At 71.9% G+C, this 17,001-nt stretch carries 12 protein-coding genes; 6 read left to right on the plus strand and 6 right to left on the minus strand.

The window, feature by feature from the left end:
- Positions 1-189: 189 nt before the first annotated feature.
- The 5 genes from ACFYO9_RS24955 (at position 190) to ACFYO9_RS24975 (ending at position 9,504) form a co-directional block, all read left to right on the plus strand.
- Entirely contained in the window at positions 190-1,740 is a 1,551-nt protein-coding gene (locus ACFYO9_RS24955; RefSeq protein ID WP_358778640.1) for a cytochrome ubiquinol oxidase subunit I, read from the plus strand.
- A gap of 19 nt (positions 1,741-1,759) precedes the next feature.
- Positions 1,760-2,761 (plus strand): cytochrome d ubiquinol oxidase subunit II, encoded by a 1,002-nt coding sequence (gene cydB / locus ACFYO9_RS24960; protein ID WP_358778639.1) that lies wholly within the window; start codon positions 1,760-1,762, stop codon positions 2,759-2,761.
- 39 nt (positions 2,762-2,800) lie between these two features.
- On the plus strand, positions 2,801-6,385 hold the full coding sequence (cydD, locus tag ACFYO9_RS24965) for a thiol reductant ABC exporter subunit CydD (protein WP_358778638.1): 3,585 nt from the start codon (positions 2,801-2,803) through the stop codon (positions 6,383-6,385).
- 160 nt (positions 6,386-6,545) lie between these two features.
- The gene (locus tag ACFYO9_RS24970; protein WP_358778637.1) at positions 6,546-8,282 is read left to right on the plus strand and encodes a GAF domain-containing protein; all 1,737 of its coding nucleotides are present in this window, start codon (positions 6,546-6,548) and stop codon (positions 8,280-8,282) included.
- Between the two features lie 175 nt (positions 8,283-8,457).
- On the plus strand, positions 8,458-9,504 hold the full coding sequence (locus tag ACFYO9_RS24975) for a peptidoglycan DD-metalloendopeptidase family protein (protein WP_358778636.1): 1,047 nt from the start codon (positions 8,458-8,460) through the stop codon (positions 9,502-9,504).
- Here ACFYO9_RS24975 and ACFYO9_RS24980 read toward each other — a convergent pair.
- Positions 9,494-10,558, minus strand: coding sequence for an HAD hydrolase family protein (locus ACFYO9_RS24980; RefSeq protein WP_358778635.1), 1,065 nt, complete (start codon positions 10,556-10,558; stop codon positions 9,494-9,496). The two genes, ACFYO9_RS24975 and ACFYO9_RS24980, sit on opposite strands and share 11 nt — an antisense overlap.
- A gap of 86 nt (positions 10,559-10,644) precedes the next feature.
- Here ACFYO9_RS24980 and ACFYO9_RS24985 point away from each other — a divergent pair, with 86 nt between their 5' ends.
- The gene (locus ACFYO9_RS24985; protein WP_355814402.1) at positions 10,645-11,556 is read left to right on the plus strand and encodes an LLM class flavin-dependent oxidoreductase; all 912 of its coding nucleotides are present in this window, start codon (positions 10,645-10,647) and stop codon (positions 11,554-11,556) included.
- A 45-nt stretch (positions 11,557-11,601) separates the two neighbouring features.
- Here the strand turns inward: ACFYO9_RS24985 and ACFYO9_RS24990 are convergent, their stop codons facing one another.
- The 5 genes from ACFYO9_RS24990 to ACFYO9_RS25010 form a co-directional block, all read right to left on the minus strand.
- Entirely contained in the window at positions 11,602-12,174 is a 573-nt protein-coding gene (locus ACFYO9_RS24990) for an RNA 2'-phosphotransferase (protein WP_355814405.1), read from the minus strand.
- Positions 12,175-12,315: 141 nt separating this feature from the next.
- On the minus strand, positions 12,316-13,278 hold the full coding sequence (locus tag ACFYO9_RS24995; protein ID WP_355814408.1) for a MerR family transcriptional regulator: 963 nt from the start codon (positions 13,276-13,278) through the stop codon (positions 12,316-12,318).
- A 35-nt stretch (positions 13,279-13,313) separates the two neighbouring features.
- The gene (locus ACFYO9_RS25000; protein ID WP_388666578.1) at positions 13,314-14,261 is read right to left on the minus strand and encodes a metal-dependent hydrolase; all 948 of its coding nucleotides are present in this window, start codon (positions 14,259-14,261) and stop codon (positions 13,314-13,316) included.
- Positions 14,262-14,272: 11 nt separating this feature from the next.
- Complete coding sequence (locus tag ACFYO9_RS25005) at positions 14,273-16,084, minus strand: SDR family oxidoreductase (protein ID WP_358778634.1); 1,812 nt, start codon at positions 16,082-16,084, stop codon at positions 14,273-14,275.
- Positions 16,081-16,932: a M24 family metallopeptidase gene (locus ACFYO9_RS25010; RefSeq protein WP_358778633.1), complete on the minus strand. Its 852-nt coding sequence runs from the start codon at positions 16,930-16,932 to the stop codon at positions 16,081-16,083. Before ACFYO9_RS25010 ends, ACFYO9_RS25005 begins: the two co-directional genes overlap by 4 nt.
- Between the last annotated feature and the right edge of the window lie 69 nt (positions 16,933-17,001).

The following is a 17,001-nucleotide window of genomic DNA, read 5'->3' on the forward strand; positions in this document are numbered from 1 at the left end:
CCCCCTTTCGGAGATCGGCAGCCGGTACGACATAATGCTTGTGAATGTGAACGCGTTCACAAGCGTGTCACGGTTCATCCGGAGATGAGCGGGACAAAAGGTGCAAAGCGCCTTCTGATCCGTGGAGAGTCCGGACCGCGGAGAGTCTGGACCGCGGTGAGCTGGACCGTGGTGAGTAAGGAGAAGGCAGTGGACCTGGCTCTGGCGCCGGAAACCCTGGCGCGATGGCAGTTCGGCATCACGACCGTCTACCACTTCCTGTTCGTCCCCCTGACGATCTCGCTCGCCGCCCTCACGGCGATCCTCGAGACGGCGTGGGTGCGGACGGGCAAGGAGCACTACCTCAGAGCGACCAAGTTCTGGGGAAAGCTGTTCCTGATCAATATCGCGATGGGTGTCGTCACCGGCATCGTCCAGGAGTTCCAGTTCGGCATGAACTGGTCCGACTACTCGCGCTTCGTCGGTGACGTCTTCGGGGCGCCGCTCGCGTTCGAGGCGCTGATCGCCTTCTTCTTCGAGTCGACCTTCATCGGCCTGTGGATCTTCGGCTGGGACAAGCTGCCGAAGAAGCTGCACTGCGCCACGATCTGGATCGTCTCGATCGGCACCGTCCTGTCGGCGTACTTCATCATCGCCGCCAACGGCTTCATGCAGCACCCGGTCGGCTACAAGATCGTGGAGCGGGACGGCACCAGGCGCGCGGAGCTCACCGACTTCTCGAAGGTGCTCTTCCAGGAGACGACGCTCGTCAACTTCTTCCACGTCATCTCGGCGGCCGTCCTGGTCGGCGGCGCCTTCATGACCGGCATCGCCATCTTCCACCTGCGCAAGAAGCAGCACGTGCGCACCATGCGGACGTCGCTGCGGCTCGGCCTGGTCGCCGCGTTCGCCGGCACGCTGCTCACCGTGGTCAGCGCCGACACCCTCGGCAAGGTCATGTACGAGCAGCAGCCGATGAAGATGTCGGCCGCCGAGGCGCTGTGGGAGTCGGAGAAGCCGGCGCCGTTCTCGCTCTTCGCGTACGGAGACGTCGCCAAGGGACACAACGACGTCGCCATCGAGGTCCCGGGCGTCCTCTCCTTCCTCGCCAAGAACAACTTCAGCGCCGAGATCCCCGGCATCAACGACCTCAACAAGCAGGCACAGGAGAAGTTCGGGCCCGGCGACTACCGGCCCAACATCCCCACCGCCTACTGGTCGTACCGCTGGATGATCGGCTTCGGCGGGGTGTCGATGGCCCTGTGCACCGTGGGCCTGTGGCTGACCCGCAAGAAGTTCTGGCTCGCGCCGGAGCACCGCACCGGCGCGGACGACGTGCCCAAGCTGATGCTCACCAAGAACAAGGAGCTCGCGCCGCGGCTCGGCTCGTGGTGGTGGCGGCTCTCGCAGTGGACGCTGATCTTCCCCCTCATCGGCACCGCCTGGGGCTGGATCTTCACCGAGACGGGACGTCAGCCCTGGGTGGTCTACGGGGTCCTGCGCACCAGGGACGCGGTCTCCCCCGGCGTCTCGCAGGGCGAGGTGCTCACCTCGCTGATCGGGTTCACGCTGATCTACGCGATCCTCGCCGTGATCGAGGTGAAGCTGCTGCTCAAGTACGTCAGGAAGGGCCCGCCCGAGCTGACCGAGGCGGACCTCAATCCGCCCACCAAGATCGGCGGACCCGGGTCGGGCGGGGGCTCCGGCTCCGATGCCGGCCAGGACGCCGACGCCGACCGGCCGATGGCCTTCTCGTACTGAAGGAAGGAGCGACAGGGACATGGAACTTCACGACGTCTGGTTCGTACTGATCGCCGTCCTGTGGATCGGCTACTTCTTCCTGGAGGGCTTCGACTTCGGGATCGGGGTGCTCACCAAGCTGCTCGCCCGCGACCGGGTCGAGAAGCGGGTGCTCATCAACACCATCGGCCCCGTCTGGGACGGCAACGAGGTGTGGCTGCTCACGGCGGGCGGCGCGACCTTCGCCGCCTTCCCCGAGTGGTACGCGACGCTCTTCTCCGGCTTCTATCTGCCGCTCCTGGCCATCCTGATCTGCCTGATCGTGCGCGGCGTCGCCTTCGAGTACCGCGCCAAGCGGCCCGAGGAGCGCTGGCAGACCAACTGGGAGCACGCGATCTTCTGGACCTCGCTGATCCCGGCGGTGCTGTGGGGCGTGGCCTTCGGCAACATCGTGCGCGGCGTCAAGATCGACGCTCACAAGGAGTACGTGGGCAGCTTCGGCGACCTGCTCAACCCGTACGCGATCCTGGGCGGGCTCGTCACCCTGACGCTGTTCACCTTCCACGGCGCGGTGTTCGCCTCGCTCAAGACGGTGGGCGACATCCGGGTGCGGGCGCGCAAGATGGCACTGGGTCTCGGACTCATCACCGCCGTGCTCGCGCTCGGGTTCCTGCTCTGGACACAGGCCGACAAGGGCGACGGCAAGAGCCTGGTCGCCATGGTCGTGGCCGTGGTCGCGCTGGTCGGGGCCATCGCGGCGATCAAGATCGGGCGTGAGGGCTGGTCGTTCGCGCTGTCGGGTATCACGATCGCGGCGGCCGTCGCGATGCTCTTCCTGACGCTCTTCCCGAACGTCATGCCGTCGTCGCTGAACGACGAGTGGAGCCTCACGGTCACCAACGCCTCGTCGAGCCCGTACACGCTGAAGATCATGACGTGGTGCGCGGGTGTCGCGACGCCCGTCGTGCTGCTCTACCAGTCGTGGACGTACTGGGTGTTCCGCAAGCGCATCGGTACGCAGCACATCGCCGACGCGCACTGAGTTCGCTTCGCATCGCCGGCCCCCTGCCCTTCGGAGGGTGTGTTTCACGTGAAACCAATCGACCCGCGTCTGCTGCGGTACGCCCGCGCCACCCGCTTCTTCCTGGTCGCGGTGGTGATCCTGGGGTTGCTCGGGGCGGGGCTGGTCGTCGGTCAGGCGATGCTCGTCGCCGAGATCGTGGTGGGCGCCTTCCAGAAGGGCCACTCCGTAGGGGACGTCGGCACCCCGCTGGTGCTGCTCGCCACGGTCGCGGTGGGGCGGGGTCTGGTCTCCTGGCTGACCGAGCTCGCCGCGCACCGGGCGAGCGCGGCGGTCAAGTCGGAGCTGCGGGGGCGGCTGTTGGAGCGGGCGGGCGCGCTCGGGCCCGGCTGGCTCGGGGGGCAGCGCACGGGATCGCTGATCTCCCTCGCCACCCGTGGCGTGGACGCGCTCGACGACTACTTCTCGCGCTATCTGCCCCAGTTGGGGCTCGCGGTGGTGGTGCCGGTGGCGGTGCTCGCCCGCATCGTCACCGAGGACTGGGTCTCCGCCGCGATCATCGTGGTGACCCTGCCGCTCATCCCGGTCTTCATGATCCTCATCGGCTGGGCCACGCAGAACCGTATGGACCGTCAGTGGCGGCTCCTCTCGCGGCTCTCGGGCCACTTCCTGGACGTCGTGGCCGGGCTCCCCACCCTGAAGGTGTTCGGCCGGGCCAAGGCGCAGGCCGATTCGATCCGCAGGATCACCGGTGAGTACCGGCAGGCGACGATGCGGACGCTGCGCATCGCCTTCCTGTCGTCGTTCGCCCTGGAACTCCTCGCGACGATCTCGGTCGCGCTGGTCGCGGTCACCATCGGCATGCGGCTCGTCCACGGCGAGATGGAGCTGTACGACGGGCTCGTCGTCCTCGTCCTCGCGCCCGAGGCCTATCTGCCGCTGCGGCAGGTCGGTGCGCAGTACCACGCGGCGGCGGAGGGGCTCTCGGCCGCCGAGGAGATCTTCGAGGTCCTGGAGACCCCGGTGCCGGAGGCCGGGACGGGGGCGGCGCCCGCGGGGGTGCTGAGCGTGGAGGGTGTGACGGTCCGGTATCCGGGGCGGTCCTCCGACGCGGTCTCCGGTGCCTCCTTCGCGGTGGCGCCCGGGGAGACCTTGGCGCTCGTCGGGCCGAGCGGGGCGGGCAAGTCGACGCTGCTGAACGTGGTGCTGGGCTTTGTACGGCCCGTCGAGGGGCGGGTGTGCGTCGGGGGCGTCGACCTGGCCGACGTCTCGCCCGAGCGGTGGCGGGAACGGATCGCGTGGGTGCCGCAGCGGCCGCACCTCTTCGCCGGGACCATCGCGGAGAACGTACGGCTGGCGCGGCCGGACGCGGACGACGCGCAGGTGCGGGGAGCCCTGCGGGAGGCGGGCGCCCTGGAGTTCGTGGACGCGCTGCCCGACGGGGCCCAGTCGGTTCTGGGTGAGGACGGCGCGGGGCTTTCCGCGGGGCAGCGGCAACGGCTCGCCCTGGCGCGGGCGTTCCTCGCCGACCGGCCCGTGGTGCTCCTCGACGAGCCGACGGCGGCGCTGGACGGCGGGACGGAGGCGGAGGTGGTCGACGCGGTCCGCCGCCTGACCGTCGGCCGGACGGTACTGCTCGTCGTACACCGGCCCGCGCTTTTGGCTGTCGCCGACCGCGTCGTACGGGTGGCGGGCGCGGTGGCCCTGACGGGCGGCGGGTCGGCGATCCCGTGTACGGATTCGCGCGTGGAGGGGCTGGTCGAGGCCCCGGTAGTGGTGCGGGCCGGGTCGGTGGCGGATCCGGGGGTGGCCGAGCGCCGGCCCGCCGAAGGGGCGGTGGCCGACCGCCGGTCCGGCGAGGGAGTGGTCGTCGGCGGTCGGGGTGGCCGTGGTGGGGTGGAGCGCGTGCTCGTTCGGGTTCGGCACGCGGCGCGGGCGCGGCGGGGGCAGCTGGCCCTCGCGCTGCTGCTCGGCAGCCTCGCGCTCGCGAGTGCCGTGGGGCTCATGGCCACCTCGGGGTGGCTGATCTCGCGGGCCTCGGAGCAGCCCCCGGTGATGTACCTGATGATCGCCGTGACGGCGACCCGCGCCTTCGGCATCGGCCGCGCCGTCTTCCGGTACGCCGAGCGGCTCGTCTCGCACGACGCCGTGCTGCGGATGCTCGCCGACACCCGGGTCGCCGTCTACCGGCGCCTGGAGCGGCTCGCCCCGGCAGGGCTGCGCGGGGCCCGGCGCGGTGACCTGCTCTCCCGTCTCGTCGCCGACGTCGACGCCCTGCAGGACTACTGGCTGCGCTGGCTGCTGCCCGCGTCCGCCGCGGGTCTCGTGAGCGCGGGCGCCGTCGGGTTCACCGCCTGGCTGCTGCCCGCAGCGGGCGCCGTACTCGCCGCGGGGCTGCTCGCCGCGGGCGTCGGCGTGCCGCTCCTGAGCGGTGCCGTGGCCCGGCGCGCCGAGCGACGGCTCGCTCCCGCGCGCGGGGTGCTGGCCACCCGGGTGGCCGACCTGCTCACCGGGACCGCAGAGCTGACCGTCGCCGGTGCGCTGCGGCGTCGTACCGCCAAGGCCAAGGAGGCCGACGCCGAGCTGACCCGGATCGCCTCGCGGGGCGCCACCGCCACCGCGCTCGGCGACGGGCTCGGGGCGCTCGTCACCGGGCTCACCGTGGCGGCGGCCGCACTCGTCGGTGTGGGGGCGGTGCACGACGGACGGCTGAGCGGAGTGGCCCTCGCCGCGGTCGTCCTCACCCCGCTCGCCGCCTTCGAGGCCGTCATGGGCCTGCCGCTCGCCGTCCAGTACCGCCAGCGGGTCGGGAAGAGCGCCGAACGCGTCTACGAGGTCCTCGACGCGCCTGTCCCCGTCCCCGAGCCCGCGACCCCCGCCCCGGCGCCGAGTACACCGTTCCCGCTGCGCGTCGAGGGGCTGCGGGCCCGGTACGAGGGGCAGGACCGGGACGCGCTCGCCGGTGTCTCCCTCACGCTGGAACGCGGCCGGCGGATCGCCGTGGTCGGGCCGTCCGGGTCCGGCAAGTCGACCCTCGCGCAGGTGCTGCTGCGCTTCCTCGGGACGCGGGAGGGGACGTACACGCTCGGGGGCACGGACGCGGCCGCGCTGGACGGCGACGCCGTACGCCGCATGGTCGGCCTGTGCGCCCAGGACGCGCACATCTTCGACAGCTCCGTGCGCGAGAACCTGCTGCTCGCCAAGAAGGACGCCACCGAGGCGGAGCTGCGCGACGCCCTGGAGCGGGCGCGGCTCGACGGCTGGGCCGGCTCGCTGCCCGACGGGCTCGACACGCTCGTCGGCGAACACGGCGCGCGGCTCTCCGGAGGGCAGCGGCAACGGCTCTCGCTGGCCCGCGCGCTCCTCGCCGACTTCCCCGTCCTCGTCCTGGATGAGCCCGCCGAGCACCTCGACCTGCCGACCGCCGACGCCCTCACCGCCGACCTGCTGTCCGCGACCGAGGGCCATACGACGCTGCTCATCACGCACCGCCTCGCCGGTCTCGACGCCGTGGACGAGGTGCTCGTCCTGGACGCGGGGCGGGTGGCGCAGCGCGGCACGTACGCGGAGCTCGCGGCGGAGGAGGGCCCGCTGCGGCGCATGCTGGAGGTGGAACGTGCGGCGGACCTGCTGGTGGCGGGGTGACGGGGGATGACGGGTGACGGGGGACGACGGGTGACGGGTGATGACGGGTGACGGGCGCGGCCGAAGACTCGTCGAGCGGCGGCCCGCCGCCCCGTCACGCGCCGCGATCCGCGACGGCTTCGACTTTCCCCTGCAAATAGGACTTACTAGGCTCAAAGGCATGTCAGCACCCTCGGCCCCCGCCGGCTCACCGCCCCCCGACGGCACCCCCAGCTCGGTGGAGGCGGCGGCGCGGGCGACCCGCAGCCTCCAGGGGCTCTCGCCCGAGCTGACCTCACGGGTGCCGCAACTGCTCGAAGCCATGCGGTCGGTCGGCACCGGACTCGAACTGCACACCACCCTCGACCGCATCTGCGAGACCGCCGCCGAGCTGGCGAACGCGCACTACGCGGCGATCGGCGTCGTCGCCGAGGACGGCGCGGGCCTCTCCGACTTCGTCTACCACGGCATCGACGCGGAGACGGCCGAGCGGATCGGGCGGCTGCCCGACGGCCACAAGGGGCTCCTGGGCGCCCTCATCCACCAGCCGCGCACCCTGCGGCTCGGTGACCTCTCCGCCGATCCGCGCTCGTGCGGTTTCCCGGCCCACCACCCGCCGATGCGGACCTTCCTCGGCGTCCCCATCCGCGTCCAGGGCGAGATCTTCGGCAATCTCTATCTGACGGAGAAGCGGGACGGCGCGGAATTCAACGACTACGACGTGCACATGGTGCGCGTCCTCGCCACGGAGGCGGGCATCGCCATCGGGAACGCACGCCTCTACGAAGCCGCCAAGCAGCGCGAGCGCTGGATCGACGGCTCCGTGGCGGTCACCACCGCTTTGCTGTCCGGCAGCGACGCCGAGGAGGCGCTCGCCGTCGTCGCCGAGCAGGCCAGGCACCTCGCGGACTCGGCCGCCGGCATCGTGCTGCTGCCCGACGAGGAGGGCGGCATGGAGGTCGTCGCGGTCTCCTCGGAGGAGCCCACCGGGGCGCTCGGCGTGGTCGTGCCGCCGGAGAGCCGCATCGTCGCCGACCTGCTCGAAGGCCACTCCGTGTTCATCGACGACATGGCGGGCGACCCCCGCGTGATGACCGAGGTCGCGCGCGCCTTCGGACCCGTCATGATGCTGCCCCTACAGAGCGACGGCCGGGTCCTCGGCACGCTCGTGACGCCCCGCGTGCGCGGGGAGCGGCCGTTCAGCGAGGCCGAACGGACGCTCGCCACCCAGTTCGCCTCGCAGGCCGCGCTCGCGCTGATGATGGCCGAGGCGCAGCGGGACCGGGAGCGGCTCGCGGTCTACGAGGACCGCGACCGGATCGCCAGGGACCTGCACGACCTGGTCATCCAGCGCCTGTTCGCCACCGGGATGATGCTGGAGAGCGCCCAGCGCCGGTCGGTCGTGCCGGAGGTGCAGGTCGGCGTGGGCAGGGCCGTCGACGAGCTGGACGTGACGATCCAGGAGATCCGTACCGCGATCTTCGCGCTGCAGCAGGGCCCCGCCGAGGCGCCGTCGGGGCTGCGCACCCGGGTCCTGCGCGAGATCAACATGGCCGCCGTCCCGCTCGGCTTCAAGCCCTCGCACCACTTCGTCGGCCCCGTCGACACGGTGGTCGGCGAGCTGACCGGCAAGAACCTCATCGCGGCCCTCCGGGAGGCGCTGTCCAACGCGTTCCGGCACGCGCAGGCGGCCCGCATCGACGTCGTCGTCGACTCGACCGTCGTCCTCCCCGACGGCCAGCACGGCGTACGGCTGACCGTCGGCGACGACGGCGTCGGCATCGCGGAGGGCGGCCGGCGCAGCGGCCTGAAGAACCTCAAGCGGCGCGCCGAGTCACTGGGCGGCGACAGCTGGTACGGCCCCGGCATCGGCGAGGACGGCGGCGGTACGACGGTGGTGTGGGAGGCGCCGTACTGAGGTGAGGGCGGTCCCTGTGATGCCGTGGCTGCCCCTCGTACTGACCATGCCACCCGTCTGACAACGCCGGGGCCCCTGTTCGGCCGTACCCGAGTGCGCCGTACGGGGCACCGCACCCCCCGACTGCACGCAGCACGCACGATCCGCGCCGCCGTCGCGGGCAACGATCCCTGACATGTCCCCGAGTCGTCGCCGTCCGCATCCGTCGTCCAGTGTGGCGGTGCTGCTGTGCGCGCTGCTCTGGTGCGTGCCGCCCGTGCCCGCCCCGGCCTCCGAGAGCCCGAGCGCGAGCACCGAGGTGGCACGGCTCTACGAAGAGGCCGCCACGGCGACCGCCCTGTACGAGGAGGGGCGCCGCGCGGCCCGCATCCAGAAGGCGAAGGTCCGGCGGCTGCACCGGCTCCTAGCGAAGGAGCGGCGCCACCGGGCGGTGCTGCACGGGGACCTCGGCCGCCTGGCCGCCGCTCAGTACCGTTCCGGCGGCGGCCTGTCCTACACCGCGCAGCTGCTCCTCGCCGACAGCCCGGACGACCTGGTGCGCGGCGGGCAGCTGCTGCGGCAGGCGGACCTCGCCGTCAACAGTGCCGTCGCCAAGACACAGCGGGCCGCGGCCCGGGTCACCGTCGCGAGGGGCAGGGCGACCCGCGCCAAACGCTTCCTGGACCGGCGCAACGTACGCCTGGCGGAGCTCAAGCGCGACATCGAGGAGAAGCTGGAGACGGCGCGGTGGACCCTGCAGGGCGAGGCCGACCGCTCGGTCGCCGCGGGGAAATGCCGCGGCGCGGTGCGGCTCGACCAGCCGAAGACGCCGGCCACGCGCGCGTGGGTCGCTCCCGTCGAGTCGTACGAGCTCTCGGCGGGCTTCGACAGCGCCGGTGGCCGCTGGGCGCACCGGCACACCGGGCAGGACTTCGCGGTCGGCATCGGCGCGCCGGTGCGGGCGGTCGGCGCGGGCCGGGTGAAGAGCGTGTCGTGCGGCGGGGGCTTCGGCATCGAGGTCGTGGTGCGGCACGCGGGCGGGTACTTCACGCAGTACGCGCACCTCGCGTCCGTCACCGTCGACCAGGGCGACCGGGTGCGCACCGGTCAGTGGCTCGGCCAGGTGGGCACGACCGGCAACTCGACCGGCCCGCACCTGCACTTCGAGACCCGGCTCACGCCGGATCTTGGCTCGGGCGTCGATCCGCGGGAGTGGCTGGCCGAGCGGGGCGTCACGCTCTGACGTCCGGCCGCCCCGGTCCGGCGTCGCCTCGACGGTCCTCCAGGATCTGCTCGATGACGACCGCGACGCCGTCGTCGTTGTTGGCGACGGTGCGTCCGGAGGCCGCGGCGACGACGTCGGGGTGCGCGTTGCCCATCGCGTACGACGTGCCCGCCCACGCGAGCATCTCGATGTCGTTCGGCATGTCTCCGAAGGCGACGACTTCCTGCGGGGCGATGCCGCGCTCGGCGCAGCACAGCTCCAGGGTGCTGGCCTTGGAGACGCCGGGGCCGCTGATCTCCAGGAGGGCGCTCGGGCTCGAACGGGTGACCGTGGCCCGGTCGCCGATCGCCGCGCGGGCGAGCACCAGGAACTCGTCGGGGGCCAGTCCGGGGTGGAAGGCGAGCACCTTCAGGACGGGCTGATCGACGGCGGCAGCCGAGGCAACCGGGCCGGCTGGGGTGGCTGAGGCGGCCGCGGCGGCTGAGGCGCCGTCACCGTTCGAGGACGCGCCGCTCCCCGCGCTCTCCGCGAGCAGCTTCTCCGCGGGCAGCGTCTCCGCGAGGAGCTTCTCCGCCGGGGCGATGCTCTCGGCCGGCTCCATGTGCAGCGGCGGATACGTCTCCTCGTGGTGGAGTCCGCCGGTCCGCTCGACCGCGAAGGACGTGCCCGGCGCCGCGGCGCGCAGCCTGCGCACGACGTCGAGGGCGCACTCCCGGGTCAGCTCGCGGACCTTGACGAAGCTGTGGGTGCCGGGGCCGCCGTGCAGGTCGACCACCGCGGCGCCGTTGCCGCAGATGGCGAGGCCGTGGCCGTGCACATGGGCGCTGACGACGTCCATCCAGCGGGCCGGGCGGCCGGTCACGAAGAAGACCTCGATGCCGGCCTCCTCGGCGGCCGCGAGCGCGGCGACGGTGCGGTCCGAGACCGTCTTGTCGTCGCGCAGCAACGTGCCGTCGAGGTCCGTCGCGATCAGCCGGGGCCGCGGCCGGGGCCCGGCCGGGACGCCGCCTGCCGGAGCGGTGGCTGCCGGGGTGGGGGCCGGGCGCTGCGGCCCTGGGGTAGCTGAGATCACGCCGTCGATTGTCCCGCACCGGCGTGCACGGCCGTGCGCTGGGGCGCACATCTGAGTGCCCTGCGCCCCGCCGTAAGCTCTGTGACATGAGTCTGCGCCTGAGCACCGTGATTCTTCCCGTACGCCGCTGGCACGAGGGCGCCCGCGACCAGTGGGTGCGCGCCGAGGAGCTCGGCTTCCATGCCGCGTACACGTATGACCACCTGGCCTGGCGCACCTTCCGGGACGGCCCGTGGTTCGGCGCCCTGCCCACGCTGACCGCCGCCGCGACGGCCACCACCCGGCTGCGCCTCGGCACGCTCGTCACCTCGCCCAACTTCCGGCACCCGGTGACGCTCGCCAAGGAACTCATCTCCCTCGACGACATCTCCGGCGGCCGCGTCACGCTCGGCATCGGCGCCGGCGGCAACGGCTTCGACGCCACGACGCTCCTGAAGAGCGGTGAGGAGCCCTGGACCCCGCGCGAGCGCGCCGACCGGTTCGGGGAGTTCGTGCCGCTGCTCGACCGCCTCCTGACCGAGGACTCGGTGACGTACGAGGGGACGTTCTACTCGGCGACCGAGGCGCGCGGCATCCCCGGGTGTGTGCAGCGGCCGCGGCTGCCCTTCGCCGTGGCGGCGACGGGGCCGCGCGGTCTGAAGCTCGCGGCGCGGCACGGGCAGGCCTGGGTGACCACGGGGGACCCGAAGCTCTACGAGGCGGGCACGCCGGAGCAGTCCCGTGAGGCGTTGGCGGGGCAGGCCGAGAAGCTCGGCAAGGCGTGTGCGGAGGTCGGCCGGGACGTCGCCGAGCTCGACAAGGTCCTGCTGACCGGCTTCACGCCGGACCGCACCCGTCCGCTGGAGTCGGTCGACGCGTTCGTGGACTTCGCGGGCCGCCACCAGGAGCTGGGCTTCACCGAGCTCGTCGTCCACTGGCCGATCCCGGACTCGGACTTCGCCGCGGACCAGTCGGTGTTCGAGAAGATCGCCACGGAGGCGGCCCGGCAACTCGGCTGAGACCTCTGTCCGCAGCACTCGCCTGCTGTGCCCCTCTCGCTCGCTCTAGCGCCGCGACCCGGGGAAGCGCAGGTAGGCGGGTGGTACGGCGGCGGTGAGCCAGACGCCGTTGGCGCTGACCTGGAACACCAGGCCGTCGCGGTGCATCGCGCCCGCGTCGACGGACAGGACGACGGGTCGGCCGCGCCGGGCGCCGACGCGCGTCGCGGTCTCGCGGTCCGGTGAGAGGTGCACGGCGTGCCGGTTCATGGGGCGCAGCCCCTCGGCGCGGATCGCGGCAAGGTGGGCGGCCACGGTGCCGTGGAAGAGGTACGCGGGCGGGGTGGCCGGCGGCAGCGCCAGGTCGACGTCGACGGAGTGGCCCTGGCTGGCGCGGATCCTGCCGTCCCGCACGGCGAAGCGCTGCTTGTCGTTGACGGCGACCACGTGGTCGAACTCTTCCCGGGTGAACGGGAAGCCGTGCGCGGCCGCCGCGGCGAGGAGCGCGTCGATCTCCACCCAGCCGTGCGCGTCGAGGGTGAGTCCGATGCGGTCCGGGCGGTGGCGCAGGTGCCGCGACAGGTACTTGGACACCTTCACGGTGCGCGGTCCGGTCCCCTCGGGAGGTCTTTCCTTCATGCCTCCAGGGTCCCGGCCAGCCGTTTTCCGCGCACTCGATTTTCGTCCACCGACATTTCATCGACGGATCTCGACCCGGAGGTTTGATCCACAGCCAAGTCGAGTTATCCACAGGCTAGTTGGCAATTCTGTGGACAACTCTCAAGCCATGGGCGACCTTTGCCCAATTACATCCGCCTGAGCCCCAGTTGCGGCAAGTGCGTCCAATGCCCTTTTATGCACCTCTCGTTCGGCCGCCGCAGCCACGAACGCGGCGGCGTTTTCCGCGCCAACCAGCCGCTCCACAGCCTGCATTGTGGAGGCGGGGAGCACCACATTTCTCGGCTCGTCCGATCGGTCGCCCGGCGCTCCCGGCTCCAGGTGCTGCCGCAGGTGTCGCGTGGCGAACAGGCGCATCGCGCGGGCCAGTTCGGCGTCCACCGACTGCTGGGCGAGCGGGCGCAGCCTCCGTACGAGCGATGCCGCCTCGGCCGCGTCCGCCTCGGTCGGCGGGTGGTGGCCGAGATAGCGCGCGAACACGTGCTCGGTCGTGAACTCCAGGAAACGGGCCGCTATGTGCTCGACCTGACCCCTCAACTCCCGTAGATGCCCGGAGATCGCGGACAGCGGCACGCCCGCCGCGTACAACTCGACGGCCACCGCCAGTTCTTGAGGGCTCGGCACCAGGAACTCGTCCTCGCGCCCCGGCATCGGTTCGAGCACCCCGAGGGCGACCGCGTCGGCCACCGCCGCCTCGTCCGGCGTGCCGCCGAACGCCGCGTCGAGCTCGGCGCGGGTGATCCGGTCCGCCTTCTCGTCCGTCCACGGGCCGTCGACCTCCGCCGCGAGACCGAGCACTCCGCCGAGCCCCCGGCCGGCGTCCCAGGCCTCCAGGAGCTCCTTGATGGAGGCCAGGGTGTACCCGCGGTCGAGCAGGTCGGCGATCTGCCGCAGCCGGGCCAGATGCGCGTCCCCGTACACATTGGACCGGCCGCGCCGCTCCGGGCGGGGGAGCAGCCCGCGGTCCTGGTAGGCGCGGATCGTGCGGACCGTCGCGCCGCTGTGGTGCGCCAGGTCCTCGATGCGGTACTCCGCCCGGCGCTCTGTGGGTTCCGTGTACGCCACGCTCCCCGCCCTTCGTATTGCCTCGTCGCCAGGGCCTAGGCGGTGGCCGCCCGGCCGATCGCGCCCGCCGCGGCCCGCGCCGCGGGCGACTGCGCCAGATATGCGACTGCCGTGCGCAACGAGCCTTCCTGCGAGGGATGGTACGACCGCCGCAGATAGCGGGGTATCGCCGTACCGATCTCGCGCCAGGTGGGCAGCAGGCCCTTGGCGACGGCCCTGTTGTGCTCGGCCAGTGAGTACCGCACGCGGCCCGCGAGTTGGGGATCGTGACGGATCAGGTAGGCCGTGCCCCACACCCACAGGTAGAGCATCACGGGCGCCGTCACGGTCATCCCGGCGATCCGCCGGGCGTACCGGGGCAGGCCCTGGCCGCCGCAGTGCTGGAACATGTCGAAGGCGACCGCGCGGTGCTCGACCTCCTCCGCGCCGTGCCAGCGCAGCAGGTCGAGCATGACCTCGTCGGCATCGGCGCGGTCGAGCCCCTCCGCCTGCAGCACCCAGTTGCCGAGGACCGCCGTGAACTGTTCGATCGCGGCGATGATCGACAGCCGGAAGCGCAGCCACTCCTGCGCCGGCACCGGCGCCCCCAGCGGCGGCCGCTCACCGAGGAGCTTCTCGAAGAGGAAGTCGACGTACCGGGTGAAGGCCGCGGTGTCGAGGTGCTGCGCCGCCAGGTGGTCGAGCACGTGCGCGTGCTGCACGCTGTGCGTGGCCTCCTGGCCCATGAACCCCTTCACGTCCCCGCGCAGCACCGGGTCGGTGATCAGCGGCAGGCCTTCCTTGAAGACCTTCACGAACCACCGCTCCCCCGCCGGGAGCAGCAGATGCAGGACGTTGATGACATGGGTGGCGGTCGGCTCGTCCGGTATCCAGTGCAGCGGTGTGCTGTCCCAGTCGAACGAGACCCGGCGCGGTACGATCGCGTGGTGCTCCTCGGCGTGTGCGTGCGGATCCGTCTCCTTGCTCACAGCCTCGTTGCTCACAGCCTCGTTGCTCACAGCGGTGGCTCCAATCGGGCGATCGCGCGCAGGGCCTTCGGGCTGAAGCGGGACATGAAGCGGGCGCCGCGCGCCTCGGGGGTGACCGGGACCACCGCCTGGTTCTTGACCACGGCGTTCAAAATGGCGTCGGCGACCTTCTCCGGCGGGTAGTTGCGCAGGCCGTACAGCCGGGCGGACTTCTTCTGGCGGCGCTTCTCCTCGTCGGCCGCGACACCGACGAACCGGGACGTCGACGTGATGTTCGTGTTGACGATCCCCGGGCAGATCGCGGAGACCCCGATGCCCCGGTCCGCGAGCTCCGCGCGCAGGCACTCGCTGAGCATCAGGACGGCCGCCTTGGAGGTGCTGTAGGCGGGCAGGGTCCGGGAGGGCTGGTACGCCGCCGCGGACGCGGTGTTGACGATGTGGCCGCCCTGGCCGCGCTCGGCCATCTGCTTGCCGAAGAGCCGGCAGCCGTGGATCACGCCCCACAGATTGACGTCGAGGACCTTCTTCCAGTCCTCGCTGCTGGTGTCGAGGAAGGAACCCGCGAGGCCGATCCCCGCGTTGTTCACCAGGACGTCCACCACGCCGTACTCCGTGGCGACGCGCTCGGCGAGCTTCTCCATGGCCTGCTCGTCGGTGACGTCGACCGTCTCGCCCCAGGCTGCGGGGGCGCCTATCAGGCGGGACATCTCCGCCGTGCGCGCCGCGCTCTCCGCGTCCCGGTCGACGGCCACCACGCGCGCGCCCGCCTCGGCGAACGCGAAGGCGGTGGCCCGCCCGATGCCGCTGCCCGCGCCGGTGACCAGGACGAGCCGGCCGCCGAACCGGTCGGCATGCCTGCCGGTGGCGGCGCTGTCGTTGACGGGCATGCCATCCTCGTTCGTCGTCACGAAGTCGCCGATCCAGGCGGCCAGTTGGTCGGGCCGGGTGCGCGGCACCCAGTGCTTGGCCGACAGGGTGCGGCGGACCAGTTGCGGGGCCCACAGCTCCAGGTCGTCGTAGAGCCGCTCGGAGAGGAAGATGTCCCCGGACGGCGTGATGAGCTGCACGGGCGCGTGGGCGTAGGCGTCGGCGCGGGGCCTGCGCAGCCGGGCGCGGACGTTGTCGCGGTAGAGCCAGGCGCCGTGCGCCGCGTCCTGGGGCAGGGACGCCGTCGGGTAGTCGCCCGCCGGCACCTTCTCCAAGCGCTGAAGGATCTTCGGCCACTGCTTGGCGAGCGGGCCGCGCCAGGCCAGTTCGGGCAGGACGGGGGTGTGCAGCATGTACACGTACCAGGACTTGGCGCCCTGGCCGAGGAGCTGGCCCACCTTGCGCGGCGTGGGCCGGGACACGCGCTTCTTGATCCAGTGGCCGAAGTGGTCGAGCGAGGGGCCGGACATCGACGTGAAGGACGCGATGCGCCCTTCCGTGCGCTTGACCGTGACGAACTCCCAGGACTGCACCGAGCCCCAGTCGTGCCCCACCACGTGCACCGGGCGGTCCGGGCTGACCGCGTCGAGGACCGCCACGAAGTCGTCGGTCAACTTCTCCAGCGTGAAGCCGCCGCGCAGCGGCCGCGGAGCGGTCGACCTGCCGTGCCCCCGGACGTCGTACAGCACGACGTGGAAGCGGTCCGCGAGCCGCGCGGCGACCTCGCTCCACACCTCCTTGGAGTCCGGATAGCCGTGCACCAGCACGACCGTGGGCCGCTCCGGGTCGCCCAGCTCGGCGACGCACAGCTCCACGCCGCCCGTGCGCACCCAGCGCTCGCGCGCACCCTTCAGCCCCTGGCCCTGCCCCTGCTCCGTACCGGCGCTCCCGCCGATGTCTCCGGTCGTCATGCGGCGGCCCTCTCCTCAGCCCAGCGCCGCACATGCGGCAGATCGTCGTCCAGCCAGAACGCGCTCTCTTCGGGGTCCTTGGAGTCGGTGACGACCAGGATCTCCTCGAACTTCGCGCCCGTACCCCGGAAGCCGAGGTGCGGCTCGACCGCCCAGAGCCCCTTGCGGGGAGGGTGATCGGAGAATTTGTAGGGGGACCACAGCGGCGACCAGCCGTCCCGGTGGCCGTGCAGCGCGTCGCTCGCCAGGCCCTTCAGCGACTGCGTGCCGAAACCGAAGAGGTGCGGGGTCAGCCGGCGCTCCTTGACCCGGTCGACCTTGTGCGCGATCACGCCGAACGGATACGCGCGGTGGCGGTTGGCGTATCCCTGGCGGACCATGAGCCGGTCCACGTCCTCGTAGATCTCGCGCAGCGGCCGGCGCTCGCGCACCTCGCGCAGGATCAACTCGCGGTGCGCCTCCAGGTCGGCGAGGAGCCGGTCTTGCACCGGATTGAGGCCCAGACAGCCGGAGTAGCCGATGTCGGCGGTGAATCCCTTGTAGACCGGGGCCATGTCGAGGATGAAGGGCATCCCCGGCTCCAGCTTGCGATGGGTGGGAAAGAACTGCAGCGGGACACGGAAGCCGACGAACGCCGTGCGGTCCCCGAACCAGGCGAAGGGCAGGTGGAACCAGTCCCGCACACCCCGCTCGCGCAGCCACTCGCGCTGCATCCGCGCCGCCTCGCGCTCCGTCACGCCCGGCCGGAGCTGAGCCGCGACCGCCTCCGCGCACTCGTACGCGAGGGTCTGCACTTCCCTGAACCCCCGCAGGTCCGCGGAGAGTTCGCCTGCCACGCTTGAGGTCATGCCACCGTCCGTCCCGAGTCCGGTCATCCCGTGTCCGGTCCATCGCCGTACGCGGTCGTAACTTGACAC

Origin of the sequence: Streptomyces sp. NPDC005863, from assembly GCF_042871345.1 — a bacterium.
Lineage (GTDB): Bacteria > Actinomycetota > Actinomycetes > Streptomycetales > Streptomycetaceae > Streptomyces.

Bases quoted from the DNA above. Each gene is read 5' to 3' on its own strand.
- ACFYO9_RS25005 (WP_358778634.1), bottom strand. From the start codon at position 16,084: ATGACGACCGGAGACATCGGCGGGAGCGCCGGTACGGAGCAGGGGCAG.
- ACFYO9_RS24975 (WP_358778636.1), top strand. From the start codon at position 8,458: ATGTCCCCGAGTCGTCGCCGTCCGCATCCGTCGTCCAGTGTGGCGGTG.
- ACFYO9_RS24970 (WP_358778637.1), top strand. From the start codon at position 6,546: ATGTCAGCACCCTCGGCCCCCGCCGGCTCACCGCCCCCCGACGGCACC.
- ACFYO9_RS25010 (WP_358778633.1), bottom strand. From the start codon at position 16,932: ATGACCTCAAGCGTGGCAGGCGAACTCTCCGCGGACCTGCGGGGGTTC.
- ACFYO9_RS24990 (WP_355814405.1), bottom strand. From the start codon at position 12,174: ATGAAGGAAAGACCTCCCGAGGGGACCGGACCGCGCACCGTGAAGGTG.
- cydB (WP_358778639.1), top strand. From the start codon at position 1,760: ATGGAACTTCACGACGTCTGGTTCGTACTGATCGCCGTCCTGTGGATC.
- ACFYO9_RS24985 (WP_355814402.1), top strand. From the start codon at position 10,645: ATGAGTCTGCGCCTGAGCACCGTGATTCTTCCCGTACGCCGCTGGCAC.